General features: G+C 45.9%; 18 protein-coding genes. 12 read left to right on the forward strand and 6 right to left on the reverse strand.

Features of this window, described 5'->3' with window-relative positions; genetic code table 11:
• Positions 1 to 34: 34 nt before the first annotated feature.
• Positions 35 to 2131 (reverse strand): 5'-nucleotidase C-terminal domain-containing protein, encoded by a 2097-nt coding sequence (locus tag MUN34_RS00985; RefSeq protein ID WP_247856644.1) that lies wholly within the window; start codon positions 2129 to 2131, stop codon positions 35 to 37.
• Between the two features lie 822 nt (positions 2132 to 2953).
• On the opposite strand from MUN34_RS00985, the gene MUN34_RS00990 reads away from it, so the two are divergent.
• The 3 genes from MUN34_RS00990 to galU all read left to right on the forward strand — a co-directional run bounded on the left by MUN34_RS00990 (position 2954) and on the right by galU (position 5720).
• Complete coding sequence (locus MUN34_RS00990; protein WP_026827415.1) at positions 2954 to 3763, forward strand: ABC transporter permease; 810 nt, start codon at positions 2954 to 2956, stop codon at positions 3761 to 3763.
• Positions 3764 to 3777: 14 nt separating this feature from the next.
• Positions 3778 to 4731 (forward strand): ABC transporter ATP-binding protein, encoded by a 954-nt coding sequence (locus MUN34_RS00995; protein WP_051525114.1) that lies wholly within the window; start codon positions 3778 to 3780, stop codon positions 4729 to 4731.
• A gap of 110 nt (positions 4732 to 4841) precedes the next feature.
• Positions 4842 to 5720 (forward strand): UTP--glucose-1-phosphate uridylyltransferase GalU, encoded by an 879-nt coding sequence (gene galU, locus MUN34_RS01000; protein WP_247856645.1) that lies wholly within the window; start codon positions 4842 to 4844, stop codon positions 5718 to 5720.
• A 41-nt stretch (positions 5721 to 5761) separates the two neighbouring features.
• Here galU and MUN34_RS01005 read toward each other — a convergent pair whose 3' ends face one another.
• The gene (locus tag MUN34_RS01005; protein ID WP_247856646.1) at positions 5762 to 6343 is read right to left on the reverse strand and encodes an LOG family protein; all 582 of its coding nucleotides are present in this window, start codon (positions 6341 to 6343) and stop codon (positions 5762 to 5764) included.
• Positions 6344 to 6473: 130 nt separating this feature from the next.
• Here MUN34_RS01005 and MUN34_RS01010 point away from each other — a divergent pair, with 130 nt between their 5' ends.
• Positions 6474 to 6647: a hypothetical protein gene (locus MUN34_RS01010; RefSeq protein WP_200868715.1), complete on the forward strand. Its 174-nt coding sequence runs from the start codon at positions 6474 to 6476 to the stop codon at positions 6645 to 6647.
• Between the two features lie 301 nt (positions 6648 to 6948).
• A complete protein-coding gene (locus tag MUN34_RS01015) occupies positions 6949 to 7371 on the forward strand; it encodes a hypothetical protein (protein ID WP_247856647.1) in 423 nt (140 codons plus the stop codon).
• Between the two features lie 4 nt (positions 7372 to 7375).
• On the opposite strand, the gene MUN34_RS01020 is transcribed toward MUN34_RS01015, so the two are convergent.
• Complete coding sequence (locus MUN34_RS01020) at positions 7376 to 8263, reverse strand: helix-turn-helix domain-containing protein (protein ID WP_247856648.1); 888 nt, start codon at positions 8261 to 8263, stop codon at positions 7376 to 7378.
• A gap of 146 nt (positions 8264 to 8409) precedes the next feature.
• Between MUN34_RS01020 and MUN34_RS01025 the strand changes: the two genes are divergently transcribed.
• The 4 genes from MUN34_RS01025 to MUN34_RS01040 all read left to right on the forward strand — a co-directional run bounded on the left by MUN34_RS01025 (position 8410) and on the right by MUN34_RS01040 (position 11120).
• On the forward strand, positions 8410 to 8556 hold the full coding sequence (locus MUN34_RS01025; RefSeq protein ID WP_160168605.1) for a hypothetical protein: 147 nt from the start codon (positions 8410 to 8412) through the stop codon (positions 8554 to 8556).
• 75 nt (positions 8557 to 8631) lie between these two features.
• Positions 8632 to 9846: a hypothetical protein gene (locus MUN34_RS01030; RefSeq protein WP_247856649.1), complete on the forward strand. Its 1215-nt coding sequence runs from the start codon at positions 8632 to 8634 to the stop codon at positions 9844 to 9846.
• Positions 9839 to 10582: a hypothetical protein gene (locus tag MUN34_RS01035; protein ID WP_026827420.1), complete on the forward strand. Its 744-nt coding sequence runs from the start codon at positions 9839 to 9841 to the stop codon at positions 10580 to 10582. Before MUN34_RS01030 ends, MUN34_RS01035 begins: the two co-directional genes overlap by 8 nt.
• 220 nt (positions 10583 to 10802) lie before the next feature.
• Complete coding sequence (locus MUN34_RS01040) at positions 10803 to 11120, forward strand: hypothetical protein (RefSeq protein ID WP_247856650.1); 318 nt, start codon at positions 10803 to 10805, stop codon at positions 11118 to 11120.
• A gap of 66 nt (positions 11121 to 11186) precedes the next feature.
• On the opposite strand, the gene MUN34_RS01045 is transcribed toward MUN34_RS01040, so the two are convergent.
• Entirely contained in the window at positions 11187 to 11609 is a 423-nt protein-coding gene (locus MUN34_RS01045; protein WP_247856651.1) for a helix-turn-helix domain-containing protein, read from the reverse strand.
• 227 nt (positions 11610 to 11836) lie between these two features.
• Between MUN34_RS01045 and MUN34_RS01050 the strand changes: the two genes are divergently transcribed.
• Together MUN34_RS01050 and MUN34_RS01055 are read left to right on the forward strand one after the other, a co-directional pair.
• Positions 11837 to 12334, forward strand: coding sequence for a VanZ family protein (locus MUN34_RS01050; protein ID WP_247856652.1), 498 nt, complete (start codon positions 11837 to 11839; stop codon positions 12332 to 12334).
• 95 nt (positions 12335 to 12429) lie between these two features.
• The gene (locus MUN34_RS01055) at positions 12430 to 13422 is read left to right on the forward strand and encodes an ATP-grasp domain-containing protein (RefSeq protein WP_247856653.1); all 993 of its coding nucleotides are present in this window, start codon (positions 12430 to 12432) and stop codon (positions 13420 to 13422) included.
• Between the two features lie 269 nt (positions 13423 to 13691).
• Here the strand turns inward: MUN34_RS01055 and MUN34_RS01060 are convergent, their stop codons facing one another.
• Both MUN34_RS01060 and MUN34_RS01065 read right to left on the reverse strand, forming a co-directional pair.
• The gene (locus MUN34_RS01060; protein ID WP_026827425.1) at positions 13692 to 14450 is read right to left on the reverse strand and encodes a hypothetical protein; all 759 of its coding nucleotides are present in this window, start codon (positions 14448 to 14450) and stop codon (positions 13692 to 13694) included.
• Between the two features lie 31 nt (positions 14451 to 14481).
• Positions 14482 to 15771: an O-antigen ligase family protein gene (locus MUN34_RS01065; protein WP_247856654.1), complete on the reverse strand. Its 1290-nt coding sequence runs from the start codon at positions 15769 to 15771 to the stop codon at positions 14482 to 14484.
• 328 nt (positions 15772 to 16099) lie between these two features.
• Here MUN34_RS01065 and MUN34_RS01070 point away from each other — a divergent pair, with 328 nt between their 5' ends.
• Positions 16100 to 16750: a YveK family protein gene (locus tag MUN34_RS01070; RefSeq protein ID WP_026827427.1), complete on the forward strand. Its 651-nt coding sequence runs from the start codon at positions 16100 to 16102 to the stop codon at positions 16748 to 16750.
• The last annotated feature ends 2 nt before the right edge of the window (positions 16751 to 16752 follow it).

Consider the following 16752-nt stretch of genomic DNA (forward strand, 5'->3'; position numbering starts at 1 on the left):
GACCGGCTGTTAAGCCCGGTCTTTTTTTGATGACTTATTTTGTTTCTGCTTTTGTATCGATGATTCGACCTTCGATTGAGTAGTTGACTTCGCCAAGTGACTTCGTGAAGTCGCGGAGGTTTTCCCAGTCCGAGAGACCAAGGTCCGTCACACGTCCCGCTTTATAAGCAACTTCGAACGGCGTGAGTCCGTCTCCACCTTTGGCTGTGAAGGCATTGGTTGCGATGACGTACGTTTTCGTCAAGTCAAGTGGTTCGAACGTGTCGCCGTTTTTGACTTCCATCTTCGTGACACGGTCGCCTTTCGCGAGTTTGCTGCTGTATTCGAATTTCATGCCCGAGACGTGAAGGAAGCCACCGTTCTCGATTGGTGCGACACCAACGCTGATTTCAAGCAGGTCTTTGATTTCCTGACCTGTCAATTTCGCTGTCGCGAGTGTGTTACCGAACGGAAGAGTCGTTAAGACTTCACCGACTGTGAGTGGACCGGCATTGATGGCAGCACGGATTCCGCCACCGTTTTGCATGGCGATGACTGTATCTTTGTTATATTCTTTCGCTTTTTGGAGCATACCGTCCGTGATCAGGTTTCCGAGTGCCGTTTCACTGTTGCGGACGCTGACTTCGCCACGCGGGTTCACGAGTTCGTTGACGATGTTGGCGCCGACTTCTTCGTTTTTAAGTTCTGTGATTTGATCGGCATATGGTTTGAGGATCGAAGCGGCCGTTGCATCTTCCGCTGCTTTCGAGACGTCGATCAATGATCCTTTATACTCTGTCAATTTCCCTTTGTAATCGAACGTCAAGTTCAGGTTACCGAGGAAATCACCGTATTGGTAGGCTTGGGCAATGATTGTCGGTTCTGCTTTACCCGGTACGATCGTATCATCAACGACGACCGGTGTTTCGAGTTTCGTATGCGAGTGACCACCGACGATGACATCGATGCCGTCCACATTGCGTGCGAGCAACTGGTCGTTGTCGACTGCCGGATTATCGTCAAAACCAATGTGTGTCAAGGCGACGATCTTGTTGACACCACGATCCTGAAGTTTCTTGACGGCTGCTTTCGCGCTGTCGATGTAGTTCGCGAAGGCAACAGATCCCGGACTCGAAATATCCGCTGTTTCTTCTGTCGTCAGACCGAAGAATCCGATTTTTTGTCCTTTGTATTCTTTGATGATCCCTTGATAGATTTTGCCTTTTTCAGGACCCGCTGTGATCGTTTTCGATTGCAGACCACCGAGTAATTCGTTTTTGCTGAAATCAACGTTCGCTGTGATGAACGGGAATTTGGCTTTCGTGACGAATTCTTGTAAAGCTAAATGATTGTCCGCATCTCCGAGATCGAACTCGTGGTTACCGAACGTCATCATGTCGTATTTCATATAGTTCATGAGCTCAAGATCAGCTTGGCCTTTAAATTTGTTGAAGTAAAGCGAACCAGAGAAGACATCGCCTGCGTCAAGTAAAAGTGACGGAGTACCGTCTGCTTTATAGGCAGTACGGAGTTCTTTAATGACGGTTGCGCGTTTTGGTGCTTTATCGAGGTTTGCGTGCGTATCGTTCGTGTGCATCAAACCAATCGAGAAGTCATCTTTATTGATATCGAGGACGTTGATTTTTGCTTTAAGTGTGATCGTCTTACCGAGACGTGTGTAGCTTGCGACAGCATATTTCACGCCGGCTTCGCTCGTATCGACTTTCGTCCAATGCACCGGCTTGTCATAGACGCGGCCTGTTGCATAGAGGACAGCCAATGTTTTTGGAAGTTCCGGTTTTTCACCGACATAGATCGTCTGTTCTTTAACACTTTCGACGAACTTGACGGCATAGTTTTGAATGAGGATTTTTACTTCGATCGGTGATTTCTTCTTGCCATACGTTCCTTTGATCGTCTGATAGCGGTTGAAGATATGACGATCATAACTGTTCCACGTGATTTTCTCGCCCTTGTATGTAGCCGGTAACTTGACTGGGGCACCTTTTGTGAAGACGAGTGACTTGAGTTTGACCGTTTTGACTTTGACATGCGTTGCTGCGGATACAGTAGTCTGCGCAACCGGCACGATTGCCGATGTCGTCAGGGCGACAGCGACGGCTGCCGCGTAAAGCGGTTTTGATTTATACATACGTAAAAATCCTCCTTCAAAGTGGGTGTATGAATACAAGGTCGAAATGCGATCGTTGACCTCTTCTTCTACTATAAGTCGTTCTAGGTATCTGGTGCGATAAAACTTTTGTAAAATTCGTAAATTCTTAGGTCGGACGACATAACAACCAGGGACAGATGTTTGTTAGGGAACAAAAATCCAGTTAATTGGACCTAATTCCACAAAATGATAACGCTTTCATTATAATCTGTCTGATTAAAAAAAGAAATGGAAACATACATCAAATCGTCAAACATTCCCATTAATTGATAATCTATTGGTGGAGTTCAGAGTACGAATTCTGTATGATGAAGAAACGAGGAAAATAGCGGGAGGAGAGCAATGAGACGATGAAAGAGACGATTCAGGGAACCATGGTTCTGGTCATTTTATGTGTAATGAGCATTTTATTGATTTGGGGATTGTCATCCCCGCCTACGACGATTGAATTTCCACTTCTATCCCATTCGAAACCAGTTAACAGCGATGTCTTTTCTATCGTTGCTAACTGGTTTTTTTGTCGGTCAGAAAGCTACAGTTTGGTGTCGGTTTGCCCAATACATTGACATGAATTTTAACGATGGCTAGAATTGATTAAGTGTATGGCACCTGGTGCCTACTTTTTAATAGGAGAAGAGTGCTTGGAAAAGGAAGGGAGGAATCAATCAACGTGCAGGCATCTGCCTGTCCGCGGTCGGTCGTTCGTTTGAAGAATCGCGAACGGAGCCCGTTTTTTTATTTTGAAGTGGATGCAACGGAACTAAAATACATGTACCTTTACAGATCGGAAGGAAATTAATTATGTGGAAAGAAATGAAAAGCATCATCCGCGAACAAGTGGAGAATTTTCCGCTGATTCGCCGCCTCGCCCGTTATGAGATTAAATCGGCGCACGCGGAGCAACGACTTGGACTTTTGTGGGAGCTTTTGAATCCCGGTTTACAGATCTTTATTTACTGGTTCGTCTTTGGTGTCGGTCTGAAAGGGAATAAAAACGTCGACGGTGATACGCCGTTCATCGTCTGGCTCCTCTGCGGAATCGTCGTCTGGTTCTTCATCAACGATGCTTTGTTGCGCGGATCGAACTCGATCAACAGTCGACTGGCGATGGTAACGAAAATGCGTTTCCCGATGAGTGCAATTCCATCGTATGTCATCTTATCGCGGATGTATCAACATTTCGCGATGCTCCTGATCGTCTTCATCGTCATCATCCTAAATGGTATTCCGATTACATGGAAGTTACTCCAGCTCCCGTATTATATGGCAGCGACCTATATTTTCGTCTATGCGTTCTCACTTTGTTTCTCAACATTGATTACGCTCGTCAAAGACATTCAATTGTTCTTACAATCGATGATGCGGATGCTCTTTTATCTGACACCGATTCTATGGAATATCGAACGGTTCCCGGACGTCTTACATGGTGTGCTTCGTCTGAACCCGGTCTTTTACCTTGTTGAAGGATACCGTGCCAGTCTGCTTGGCGGTGCCTGGGTCTGGCAAGAGTGGCCGACGGGACTTTATTTCTGGAGCGTGACATTGCTCTTGTTCACAGCCGGAACGTTTTTACACATCAAGTTCCGTAAATCATTCACCGAGCTCGTTTAAGGAAGGAAATCGCCATGTCTATGATAAAACTCGACCATGTCACGAAACGATTTGATATGGTCACGACGACAAAAGAAAAATTCAAGCTACTGTTTAAGAATCAAAGTAAAAACGTCAAGACGTTCACGGCGCTCCGCGATGTCTCACTTGATATCGGGTCCGGTGAAGTCGTCGGTCTTGTCGGGATCAACGGTTCCGGGAAATCGACGCTGTCGAACTTAATCTCCGGCATCATCTACGCTAATGAAGGTGACGTCGCGATCAATGGGGAAGTAGCGATCATCGCTGTGTCCCAAGGGCTGAAAAACGTGCTGACCGGTCGTGAGAACATCCATTTGAAATGTTTGATGCTCGGGATGGACGATGCAGAAATCGAACGCCGGATGCCGGGTATCATTGATTTCGCGGATATCGGAGATTTCATCGATCAACCGATTAAAAAATATTCGAGCGGGATGAAGTCACGACTCGGATTTGCGATTGCCGTCAATGTCGATGCCGACATCTTGATCGTCGATGAAGCCTTGTCGGTCGGTGACCAGACATTCTATAACCGGTGTATCGACAAGATGAACGAGTTTAAAAACGAAGGCAAAACAATCATCTTCGTCAGTCACTCGCTAAACCAAATCCGGAGCTTCTGTGAGCGGGTCATCTGGCTCGAATACGGACAGGTCAAGCTCGACGGGACGACGAAGGAAGTCGTACCGGAATACAAGAAGTTCCTGACTGAATACAAGAAGCTGACGAAAGAAGAACAGCACCAGTATCGGCGGGATCGTCTGAAGGAGCAGGGCGCACAAGCAAAACCAGGCAAGAAAAACACCGATGCGGAAGATACGGTCAAACATCCGGGGTGGATCTTGTCAGGGATCAGTTTACTTGTACTTGCAGCCGGCACTCTGATGGTCATTGATGAGACACCGTCGTTTGCGACGTTAACGGAAGCAGTCACTAAATTATTTTAAGGACGGATCAGGGACACTTGTCTCTGGTCTTTTTTTTCTAAAACAGGGAACAAGACACTAGAAAGCGAATGTTTATCAAGTAGCGGATGAAGCGACGAGGAGGAATGGGCATGTCAAAAGTCAGAAAAGCGATTATCCCGGCAGCCGGTCTCGGGACCCGGTTTTTACCGGCAACCAAAGCGATGCCGAAAGAAATGTTACCGATTTTAACGAAACCGACAATCCAGTACATTGTTGAGGAAGCTGTGGCATCGGGCATCGAACAGATCATCATCGTCTCCGGGCGAAACAAGCGGGCGATTGAGGATCATTTTGACCATGCACCGGAACTCGAGAACATCCTGCGTCAAAAAGGAAAACTCGATTTATTGAAAGAGGTCGATGCCTCGACAACGATGGCAGAGATTCATTATATTCGTCAAAAAGAACCGAAAGGACTTGGACATGCGATTTGGAGTGCCCGTCATTTCATCGGTGATGAGCCGTTTGCCGTCCTGCTCGGCGACGACATCCTCGTCTCGGAAGAACCGGGTCTGAAACAACTAATCGATCAATACGAAGAACTGGACGCATCGGTCGTCGGTGTCCGTCACGTGCCGACTGAAGATACGCACCGGTACGGTATCATCGATCCGCTGAATCAGACAGGACGTCGTTACCAGGTCCGGCAGTTCGTCGAAAAACCGGTCCAGGGAACGGCACCGTCCAATATGGCGATCATCGGGCGGTATATCCTGACTCCGGCCATCTTTAAATTCCTGGCGACGCAGGAAGCCGGATCAGGTGGAGAGATTCAGCTGACGGATGCGATTGAACGGCTGAATGGACAAGAAGAGGTCTATGGGTATGAGGTCGAAGGGAAACGGTTCGATGTCGGGGAAAAGATGGGGTATGTCGAGACGACGTTAGCGTTTGCGCTCGAAGACGCGGAGATTCAGGATGAGGTCAAAGCGTTGCTGCACCGTTACGTCAAGGAATGGACGGAGTAAAACGTAAAAAAAGCTCACAACGTGAGCTTTGAAGGGTTCCATTATGTTTGTTCCGGCTTCATGTAAGTCTTGACACGAGGTGCCTTGTACGACCGGAACCGTTCAAGCAGTCGTTCCGGATTGGACTCGACGATCAGCATCGCAGCATGTTCGGGAATCAGGAAACCCTGCGTCTCCATTTGCTGAAACAGTTGGACGAGCGAATCATAATAGCCGTCGATGTTCAGGATACCGCACGGTTTTTCATGCAGTCCGAGCTGCGCCCATGTAAAGACTTCAAAAAATTCTTCCATCGTTCCGGGACCACCCGGCAGGATGATGAAGCCGTCGGCAAGTTCCGCCATTTTGGCTTTTCGGTCGTGCATCGATTCGACAAGATGAAGTTCCGTCAGATTCGGATGGGCAATCTCTTTTTCCTGCAGGAAACGCGGCAGGACACCGACTGCCTGTCCGTTTGCTGCGAGGACAGCGTCCGCAACGGCACCCATCGTCCCGACGCGTGAACCGCCGTAAACGAGCCCGATTCGATGTCTTGCCAATGCTGTTCCGAGAGTAGTCGCTGCTTCACGGAAAACAGGTGTTGCTCCGTCTTTAGAACCACAAAATACTGCTAACTTTTTCATCCATAGGTCCCCCTTATTAAAAATCGTCTTCTGTCAACATATCACATCATGACGTTTCAAATAAGAGGGATTTTGTATGGATATCACGAAGAAGAACGAATCAAGAAACGTCAAAGTGAAGGAGGAAAAGATGAGACCCAAAACCATCGTCTGGCTCGTATTGCTGATTGCGGCAATCAATCTTGCAATCGGTATTTGGATTCCGGAATCGCCTGCCCGAACAACGGTCAGCAGCATTCTGCTTGGACTGGTCGTCCTGCTTGGAGTAGGTTATTTTGTTGCGTTGCGCCGTTCGTCAAAATAAGGCTAAACCCGTTTCGTTTGCGTGCTGCAAACGAAACGGGTTTTTTTTGTGAAGAAGAATCAAAGAGATTGGAGTGATTGAATATTCTAAAAAATCTATTTTCATACACTTTATCGACACAAAGGTGGATAAAATGTAAAAAAGATACACGTTTCGTGACTTATGACCTAAGTCAAAAGGTGTGGTAAGTGTAAATAATGTGCAAAACACACTAAATATTCGTATTCGAATATCCGAAGGGGGTCTAAGGATATATGATGTTGTTACGAAGCTAGACAAAAAAATTAGGAGGTTATTCATTATGAACTTGAAAAAGAAATTACTTTTATCTATCGGTAGCGTAGGAATCACACTTTCAGCATTTGGAATCATTCATTCGGGAAATGCAGTAATCAAAACTGACGTAGCTGGAAACAACCTACCGACAGAATTCTCAGTGAAGCGTGACGTAGCCGGAAACAACCTGCCGACAGAATTCTCAGTGAAGCGTGACGTAGCTGGAAACAACTTGCCGACAGAATTCTCAGTGAAGCGCGACGTAGCTGGAAACAACTTGCCGACAGAATTCTCAGTGAAGCGCGACGTAGCCGGAAACAACCTGCCGACAGAATTCTCAGTGAAGCGTGACGTAGCCGGAAACAACCTACCGACAGAATTCTCAGTGAAACGTGACGTAGCTGGAAACAACCTGCCGACAGAATTCTCTTACAAATACACAGTTTAAATAATTAAACTATCTTTTTGATTTGAATATAATGCATTTTATCAGAAATAATAATTTCTTTATATTCCTTCATTCCTAATAAATCAAAGAGCAAATAAGCTTTTGTATAGGCATCTTCTATGTCTGATAAGTCTGCATAACTAAATTCTAAAGCTGAAGCTTTTTGAAACAAAAGCTGTCCTAAAAGAGACATGTCCTTGAATCTTAAGCTATCGTGTATGCCTTCTTCAATATAAACTAAAGCTTCTGAGATCTCATTCATATCGAGTAAAATTTTAGAGAAATTGTATAAGATTCTTATTCTATCAATCATTAATTCATCATTATCGAAATTTAATTTGAGCAATTCCTGATAAACAGTGATTCCACGTTTAAAACTTCTATTTTCATAATAGATAGTGGCAATTGCCGATTTTAAACGAATCAGCATCTTTGGTGAATAATACGTGGTTGAATAAAAATCAGATAGCTTTTGTAATTCGACGATACAAGTTCGGAAATCAATTTTTTTAAGACGATAGGACGATAAGTGGAAATAATATTTATAAAGCAGGGAAGCTTCTTCTGTTAAATGAAAATTTTCTAAAAGATGTCTTGTCTCACTATAAATGTCCTCATACTGAAGGTTTCTAAATTTCATCAGTAAGGAATCATCTATCGTCCGTAAGGAATCATATTGTTCTGTACGATCTAAAAAAACGGTAATCGGCACCTGTAATCGTCGTGATAGAGCAAATAATAAATCTACCGTCGGAGAATGTGTCCCACTTTCAATCTTACTGATTTCCGCTTGGCTGCAAATTCCATTCGCCAAATCCTTCTGTGTCAGCTTATGTTTCTTGCGAAGACGGCGAAGGGCAAGACCAATCTGCGGTGACGTGAATTGATCCATCGGGTTCTGTCCTTTCTGTCCAGTGGATTTGAGAAAACGATACCCTTTTCCATTATAAGAGGGAACGGGATCTGATACCAAATTTTTAGTTCAACAAGTCGTCAACGTGTTGTCTGCCATTTTAACGAAAGAAAGGGGTAACTCCTATGAATCTCACCTTTAAAGAATCGCGCCGGACCATGACATCTTACGGCTGGTGCTTAAATGTTGCTACTGTCTCGGTCGCACCCTTGGCAAGTCGGGAAATGGACCGGATCAAACCGCCAGCGAAACGAGAACTAAAAACTTCATGATGACGTCGCTTGATGACGTGGCTTCATTCCGTCACAGGTCTGAAGCCCTTTTTATTATTATCCCTTGAAAGGAGCATGGATATGATCGGACTGACGGTTCTTTCTGAAAGTGAAGGCTGGTTGCACCAACTTGACCCGACCGATGCCCTCACGACTTTTTGTGAGCAGCACCGGTTCTCAATGGATCGTTATGATTACGATCAACATACGTTCTTGGATTTACTCGATTATATGGACTTTCAAGAATTCGAGCATTATTTGTTCGTCCTGCAGGGACCGGGGGAACGGACCTTGCGACTCGTCGCGTATTTACAACAACGGATGCTACATGTTCAATTTCATTTGATTAATGAACGAGGGGATGTCTTGTTCGGTGATCCGTATTTCTTGAATGAGATGATCCCGTTAGAAGGGACGGCAGGGTATTCGCAACCGATTGAATTACAAGATGCTTTGATGTCTTTATTCACCGGCGTCTATCCGGATACCGCCTCTCGAGAGCCGCAACCGTTACGTCATGTCTATGTCGAAACAACAGAGTTGCTCGACTCGATTGCACCAACTCTGTTTGATCAGATGACAATCAACAGTTTGTTATACATCGATCAATCGACCCGTCATGACTTACCGGTCATCGAATTGATGAGCCGGACACCGGTCTTGTTGGCCTTTTCCGACACGTTATCGTTTAATGTCAGAGAACGTTTGGCGACTTACGACCGGGAGGGGTTAGCCGCGGCCATCAAGCAGTGGCACGAAACGAGTGTCGTCTCGAGCCTGGAACACCGGATCGGAATTCTCGATTATGCGACACTTGCCGGCATGTCGGCGTCGCACCGTCTTTTCTTTTATCACGACGGTATCTTTTCCGACTACGGAAAAAGGATGTCACTCAGTTCGACGTTTGATTTGAATGTCTGTCAGCTACGGGAACGGCAACTGAAGAAGTGGGAAGAGCTGGTTCCGATAGCGCAACTCGCTTTATACCCGATTCTGTATCAACTGGCTTCCGCATTCCAAGGAACAAGCCAGTTCGTGACACCTTACAGCGTGCTCGAGCTTCCGCGAACGGAAGGGAAGTTTGGTCCGTTGACGATGATTGGCATTCAAAACAATGAAGGCTGTTTTGCTTTTGAACTGGTGACAAATCAACTGTTTGAGACGGATGAGTCGTTTCTCGCCATTCTCGAAGCGGATCAGAAAGAACGGTTTGATGTCCTGCCGGAACGCCTTGGTTCAGATTATGAAGCAGCGATTCAGACGTATAAGGAGTTGATTTATCATGGATGAGGCGCCATTGTTCGGTCCATTTTCACGAAAAGGAAGTTATTCACGGGTTCAAGTACTCGATAACTTATTTGCGGACGACCGGTTCACAGCACTTTACCAAGAAACGTCCTCCTTGCCGGAAATCGACGAGTTGATGTTGTATCGACGTTATCTGAAAAAGAAGGATCGTGTCCTGGTGCACGGAAATTTTTCAGCGAAGTTATTTAATACGTTATGCGCAGAAGGATACGACCTGTATCTCGTCGAACCGGAACTGAACCGGATTGCCGGGATTTCTGAACAGTACTTAAAACGGGTCTACGGCCTCAGCAATGAGTTGATTGATGTCATGGGAAACAGTGCATTCAACAAGATCATCCTACCCGGCACGACGATTGCACGGTATTCGCGCGGAGAGCTGTTATTGTTTTTCCGGAATATTCGCCACTTGCTGGCGACGGATGGACAATTACTCGTCAATATCTATAACTCGGATTATCTTAGACGACACGTCCAACCAATCGCGTCGCGTCGGATTCATAATTGTACGCTGTTCTATGGTCAAAAGGTCGATCGCAACCGTTTGATCTTCAATTCATATTTGAAGTCAGAGACCGATGAGAAAGTCGCTTATTTGATTGAACACCTCTACGAACCGGATACGTTGTTCGAGTTCGCCAAACTCTCGCGTTATCGCGGCCGTACATTATACGCCGGGAAAAGCATCAGTATTTTAGAACTCGATAAGCTCGGGTGAAATAGAGACGAAGGCAGGGACGGATTTTATAATCGTCCCTGTTTTAGTATAAGCAAAAAATGGTAAAAAAATAAATTTTCGTTTTACTTTTCCTTTTAAATGGATAAAAAATATTTTTAATACTAGTTTAATTAGGTCTAAAGGGGGGGTAATAAAGAAAGGCAGTCGTTTTTGTTTAGTCAGATGACATCACGATGAAATCGGAGGATAGGTAAACGTTATGGATGAAAAGATGGCCGAGCAAAAAGCCTTACAAGCCAGTTGTTTATCTTTTATCGAAACATTATTTCCGGAGGAGACTTTTGAGTTTGTTGATCGGGTGGTGCTTCCCGATGCCTTTGGTAAGCACGGGACACATATGACATTCCAATCAGCCGTTCGGGAACTTAAGCTCAGCTTCGTCGATCAAGCACATAGTCGCTTCGAACGTGTTTTCTTAGCCGAAAAGACGGCAGAATCCCCGTTCTTCAGCCGAATCATGGAAGCGACATATGAAGAGGGGCAGTTGTACATTCACCATGTCTTGAAATCTGATTAACAGACCGGCAAAAACACGATGAGACGTGCACAGGAATGGTTCCTGTCCGCATCTCATCGTGTTTTTTTAGGTTGATTCAATCGATTGTAATCCCTGTTGGAGCGCCTGATTAATCGATGTCGCCATATGATCGCGGACTTCCTGTGTCAGAAGGCGGCCATTGAAGTAAACTTCCGGCGATAGCGTCAAGTGGACGAGGGTATCTTCCAGGACGAGTTTAAAATCGAGCGGTTGCGTCGGTTCGAGGGATTGAGCCATAAACTCTTGTAATGAAGGGTGTTGGACATACTGCGGATCAATTAAATCGATCACAGTCGTATTCAGTGCAAGTGCAAGCCGTTCCAGTGTTTGGGTATTCGGCATCCGTTGACCACGCTCGTATGCTGAAATCGAAGTAACGGTTTCCCCGCATCGTTCTGCCAGATATTTTTGGGTGTAATGATGTTGTTTACGCAATTGCATGATTTTTTTTCCGAGAGTACGTTTCACAGGACTCAACTCCTATTCTTGCATCCTTGCTTACTAGTACTAAATAACCACTTTCATTATATCGCAAACCTTTGAAATGTAAAAAAAAGTTTTTATAAAAAAATTATTGCATGATTATGTATTTAATGGATTTTAAATTCAAATTTTATAGATTATTTGAAAGTATTAGAAAGGATTAGAAAAGAGAACATGCTATTCTATTAGTTAGTGAGAAAAGGAGGCCATATATGTTTAGAAAGATTCCATGGTCCGGTTATGTGACCCTGTTGATTTTGATCATCTTGTTTATATCAAGTTCGATGCCGTATCAAGAGCAATCCTTAAAACCGGGTTTGTCGCGATACGTTAACTTAGGTTTTGTCGAACATCTCCGGTTCATTTCGTTTGATTATCACGGAGAAGTCAGTGTCGCAGCGCTTGGTGCTTCTGGGTTCGTTGAGTTTTTCATTCGAAAGGCAGCGCATCTATCAATCTTCATCGTTCTCGGAATCGCCTTGGTGGATTTAACGTATCGATTGATCCGTCCGTATGCTTTGGCAGGTCTGTTTGCCTATACGGTTGCGATCACGATTGCCGTCTTTGATGAGTTCCATCAAATTTTGACGGGCGGACGGACTGGATTGATTCAGGATGTCTTACTGGACGGCACGGGTGCTTTGATCGGAATTCTATTGTATCGATTATTTTGGAAAAAAAGACCAAGTGAACAATGGGTGCGACAGTGAGTCTTCTGTCCTAGTTTTTTTAAAAGAAAAAGCAGGGTTTTGATGATGCAAGTCGAAAAAAAGATTAACATCATTAATTAAGAGGAGTGAATCGGATGCAGAAACCTCATCTATTGATTACGAGCGCCGGTCGCCGAGCAAAGCTCGTCGAGTATTTTGTCAAAGAGTTTAAGACGGGACGTGTCAGCACAGCGGATTGCAGTCCATTGGCATCTGCGTTATACATGGCGGACCAGCATTACATCGTACCGAAGATGGATGAGGTCGATTACATCGATCATTTACTGAAGCTTTGTCAGGAAGAAGGTGTGACGGCGATCATGACGCTGATCGACCCGGAACTTGGTCTTCTGGCACAAGCAACGGAACGCTTTCAAGCAGTTGGTGTGACGGTCATCGTCTCACCCTATGCATCCTGTCAACTCTGTTTCGATAAATACACGATGTATGAACATTGTCTGCGCCAGGGCATTGCCCATGCACGCACCTATGCGTCGATGGCGTCGTTCCAGGAAGCTGTCTCTGTAGGCGAAGTGAATCTACCGGTCTTCGTCAAACCACGCAGCGGAAGCGCCAGTATCGAAGTACGGCGGGTTGAGACGATCGAAGAGGTCGAACAGTTATTCCTGAAGAATTTCGATTTGATTGTCCAGGAGTTGTTGGTTGGTCCAGAACTCGGAGTCGATGCGTATGTCGATTTAATTTCCGGGAAAGTGACGTCCATCTTCATCAAGGAAAAATTAACGATGCGAGCAGGAGAGACCGATAAAAGCCGTTCGGTTATCCGGGAAGATGTGTTTGAGCTGATCGAACATGTGTTAGACGGGTCTGGATTGGTGGGGCCCCTTGATTTTGATTTGTTTGATGTCGCGGGTACATTGTATCTATCGGAAATCAATCCTCGTTTCGGTGGGGGATATCCGCATGCCTATGAATGTGGTGTCAATTTCCCGGCGCAACTGTTCCGGAATTTGGTGCATCAAATCAATCTTCCGCATATCGGACAATACATGGATGATGTCTATATGTTGAAGCATGATACGGTCACTTTGATTTCAGCGGCGGAACTGCAACGGATCAAACGATGAATAAAAAAATGAGGCTGACTCAAAAAAAAAATCACTCGTCTTTTGCCCTTTCCTCAGACGAGACACAAGCCGGTTTTCCTGCCTCATTCAGGCAGGAAAACCGGCTTGTTTGTCTCGACAGCGCAAAAATGCGCTTTTTCCTGTAGGAGTTGCGTGTAGCGAGTGAGTCTTTTTTTTACGAGATAAGGGTGGCGGATTATCATTCTGCCACCCTTATCTTTGTAGAGGCTGACTTTTAGGTCAGCCCCATTTTTTTGCGACGATATCCATCAAGAAATCGAAACACGGGATCGTTTAAGACACTGCACGGCAGACGTCCAGCTCCCGAACAAAGCATTGATCGTCGACGTACTCGGGACGGATCGTCCCTCCGCCCATTTCCGGTAATGGATGATGCTGAGGGATGGGAGCTCGCGTTGTGCCTGTCTTAATGCGTCGAGGACATCTTCTTCGACCCACTTCCGCCGTGGGGGAGCGATGTCGAGACAAGCGAGCGCATCGACCCAGGAACCGTACTTTCGGGCAATCGTCGCGACCGTCGGATGTCCATTTTCCTGCGCCCAAATCGAGTAGGTCTGGGTCGTCAGGCGCGGAAGAACGTCCGATGCTTCGAGGAGCGCGTTGATGATGCGTTCTTCTGTCATACAGATTGAACGTGTCATCTCGATGTGTGCTTCCTCAAGGGCCCGTGACCATGACCCGAAACGGAGATTGATCAACGTCAATGAAGGTCCGTGCTTTGCTTTGGCCCATTCACGGTAACTGTTGCTGTGAAACGGATGCAACCGTTCCGATGCTTCTTTGATGAAAGCAAGGATCTCCTGATCGGAATAGTATGGACGAATGGATGATAAACCAGCTGCATGCAAGGCTTCACGCCATGATCCGAACACGTTGATGATCGTCGTGATCGACGGGATTTCTTTTCCGGTCGACCAGCGGGCATACGTCTTGGCGTCCAAGGCAGGGTAAGCAATACTCGCCTCGATTAAGCTGTCGATTACTTGTTGTTCTGTCCATTTCTTCATGATGTCATACCCCTTTCGTGTAGGTGTTCGTCTAGGTGTGGGTACTTTCTTGTGAGGTCGCGCGACGGCGTGTCGCATAAATCAGGAAACTGAGCCAGATGAAATAAAAACCGCTCGGACGAATCAGGACACTTTCCGTGAACTGGAGCAACAGCAACCAGAGACCGAGCAACAATAAGCTGATCGACAACGGATCGTCGTGCCGGCAATCCCGGATGAACCGGACAAGTATTAACAGAAAGGACGCTGTATAAAGCAACAGTCCAAAGAATCCGAGTTCATACAAGTAAACGATTGGCGTGCTATGGAACGTGTAGAGTGTACTGGATCCAAGCTGCTGCTCCAACCCGATGACAGAGGAGCCGAGACCGTGGCCGAACCAAAAGCGGTCGAGAGAGGCGGTCAGACCGGCTTGCCAGAGTTCACTCCGCCCGTTGAGGCTGATCAGTTCTGCAAACAAGGAGCGGTTCAGTGATAAGGAGCCGATAAGAATGACAGCACCTGTGAGATAAAAACCGACCACGAGAAAACGTAAACGTCGAGCCGGTATCATTAAAAGCGTCGTCAACAATGAGAGCAGACAAAACGAGTAGAGACCGGTCTGCGAAGCACTGAGCACCAGACCGATGAAAATCATAATCAGGATGGTTCCGAAAAGAATGAATGACCGTAAATTCCGGCGCGCGATGGACTGCAGGACGGACATCCAAGCGATGAGGCCACCCGGAACGAGCCACGCTGCCAACGTGTTCGGATTGTTCGTCAGACTGGCGGACCGGAGAAAGCTGCCTTGTTCCCCGACATAAAGCTGGGACAAGGAAAAAGGACCGAGTTGTAATGACTGGATGTTATCGATCGGAACGTACTGTCGACCGAATGAGACGATGAGTGCATAAGCAGCGAGACAGAAAGCCTGATACAGAAGAATGAGATTCATCAGCTGAAACCAACGGATGAAAAGTGGAAGCGCCAGTGACAGGACGATAATGACGAAAAGCCATGTCGTAAACAATTGGAGTAAGGTAAGCGAAGGATCGGCAGCCGGACGAAACAAGAAGACGATGCCGTGAAACGTGACATACAGCAAGAATGAAGTGACGAACCATTGTGTCGAAGCGCGTGGTGGAAAATATAAGGGACGGGTAACAAGATACATACTGATGAACAGGATGAGATAGACAAGAGCTATCCAGACACTCCAATGACTCGGCAGGACTTCATCCGTAAACGAGAGCGGACGTGTCCATAAATCGACTGTGATCCAAAATGCAAGGATGAATAAGCCAATCGATTCAGGTATATTGACTGATTTTAACATCATTACTAGTATCTATCCACCCTTCATATAGGACTTATTACCGAATTTTCAGATTTTTAATCATCAAATTGGTATTTACCCTTAATTTATTAAAAATCATGCGCATGAAATGAATAATTTTGAAAAAACGGCGATCATTTTTTGGTGAATCGTCTTTTTTTCGTGAATCAATCTTTTTCGATGAACTAACGATACGCAAGCATGATGACTCCTCAAAAAAATATAATCATTTCCACCAAGCTCTAATTGTTTTGGCAGTCGTTTGGAAATAAGGTGTAAGCATAACCAGTGTCCATCCAACATGTCAGGTAACGAGAAAGAGGTGAACCATGTGAATTCGATTCATCAAAAAAAGACATTCGGTGACCATGTGATGACATTAAAGAAAGGCTGGTGGGTACTCTGCTTACTGGCCCTTCTCTTAGCGGGTGCCGGATATGCCGTCAGCACCTATGTGATTCCCCCGACGTATGAAGCGACCGCTTATATCCTTGTCGTCCCGCAACAAAATGCGGAAGCAACATCGACGCCGACGCTTGTCAGTACCTACCAAGATATTTTAAAAAGCCCCGAAGTCATTGATCAGGTCGCCCAAAAGATGGACGTAACGGATAAACGGATTTTTGATTTGACGGATCGCCTGACCGTCGCCAGTAATCTGGATTCCCAAGTCATCGCCTTATCGGTCACGGATCGATCGGCGGAACAAGCCGCGATTCAGGCAAATACGATGACGGAAGTCTTCCAGGATTACGTACCGCAACTGATCAAAACAAGCAACACGGAAGTGTTCTCGACGGCCCGGATTCCAACGAAACCGGTCTCACCAAACGTTCTGATGAATACCGCCATCGGTGGAATCCTCGGACTTCTCTTCGGCTTATTGATCGTCTACTCCCGGGCGCTCGGAAAAAAGTCAGTCGCTGAAGAAACAAAAGAAACTGCGTATCCGCAAGCTGTCAGTCATCCCAGCCGTTCTTGATT

It is taken from the genome of Exiguobacterium sp. 17-1, from assembly GCF_023096305.1.
In the GTDB taxonomy this organism is placed as follows: domain Bacteria; phylum Bacillota; class Bacilli; order Exiguobacteriales; family Exiguobacteriaceae; genus Exiguobacterium_A; species Exiguobacterium_A sibiricum_A.

Bases quoted from the DNA above. Each gene is read 5' to 3' on its own strand.
- MUN34_RS01015 (WP_247856647.1), top strand. From the start codon at position 6,949: ATGAACTTGAAAAAGAAATTACTTTTATCTATCGGTAGCGTAGGAATC.
- MUN34_RS01030 (WP_247856649.1), top strand. From the start codon at position 8,632: ATGGATATGATCGGACTGACGGTTCTTTCTGAAAGTGAAGGCTGGTTG.
- MUN34_RS01010 (WP_200868715.1), top strand. From the start codon at position 6,474: ATGAGACCCAAAACCATCGTCTGGCTCGTATTGCTGATTGCGGCAATC.
- MUN34_RS01050 (WP_247856652.1), top strand. From the start codon at position 11,837: ATGTTTAGAAAGATTCCATGGTCCGGTTATGTGACCCTGTTGATTTTG.
- MUN34_RS01035 (WP_026827420.1), top strand. From the start codon at position 9,839: ATGGATGAGGCGCCATTGTTCGGTCCATTTTCACGAAAAGGAAGTTAT.
- MUN34_RS00995 (WP_051525114.1), top strand. From the start codon at position 3,778: ATGTCTATGATAAAACTCGACCATGTCACGAAACGATTTGATATGGTC.
- MUN34_RS01025 (WP_160168605.1), top strand. From the start codon at position 8,410: ATGAATCTCACCTTTAAAGAATCGCGCCGGACCATGACATCTTACGGC.
- MUN34_RS01005 (WP_247856646.1), bottom strand. From the start codon at position 6,343: ATGAAAAAGTTAGCAGTATTTTGTGGTTCTAAAGACGGAGCAACACCT.
- MUN34_RS01020 (WP_247856648.1), bottom strand. From the start codon at position 8,263: ATGGATCAATTCACGTCACCGCAGATTGGTCTTGCCCTTCGCCGTCTT.
- MUN34_RS01055 (WP_247856653.1), top strand. From the start codon at position 12,430: ATGCAGAAACCTCATCTATTGATTACGAGCGCCGGTCGCCGAGCAAAG.
- MUN34_RS01060 (WP_026827425.1), bottom strand. From the start codon at position 14,450: ATGAAGAAATGGACAGAACAACAAGTAATCGACAGCTTAATCGAGGCG.
- MUN34_RS01065 (WP_247856654.1), bottom strand. From the start codon at position 15,771: ATGATGTTAAAATCAGTCAATATACCTGAATCGATTGGCTTATTCATC.
- MUN34_RS00990 (WP_026827415.1), top strand. From the start codon at position 2,954: ATGTGGAAAGAAATGAAAAGCATCATCCGCGAACAAGTGGAGAATTTT.
- MUN34_RS00985 (WP_247856644.1), bottom strand. From the start codon at position 2,131: ATGTATAAATCAAAACCGCTTTACGCGGCAGCCGTCGCTGTCGCCCTG.
- galU (WP_247856645.1), top strand. From the start codon at position 4,842: ATGTCAAAAGTCAGAAAAGCGATTATCCCGGCAGCCGGTCTCGGGACC.
- MUN34_RS01040 (WP_247856650.1), top strand. From the start codon at position 10,803: ATGGATGAAAAGATGGCCGAGCAAAAAGCCTTACAAGCCAGTTGTTTA.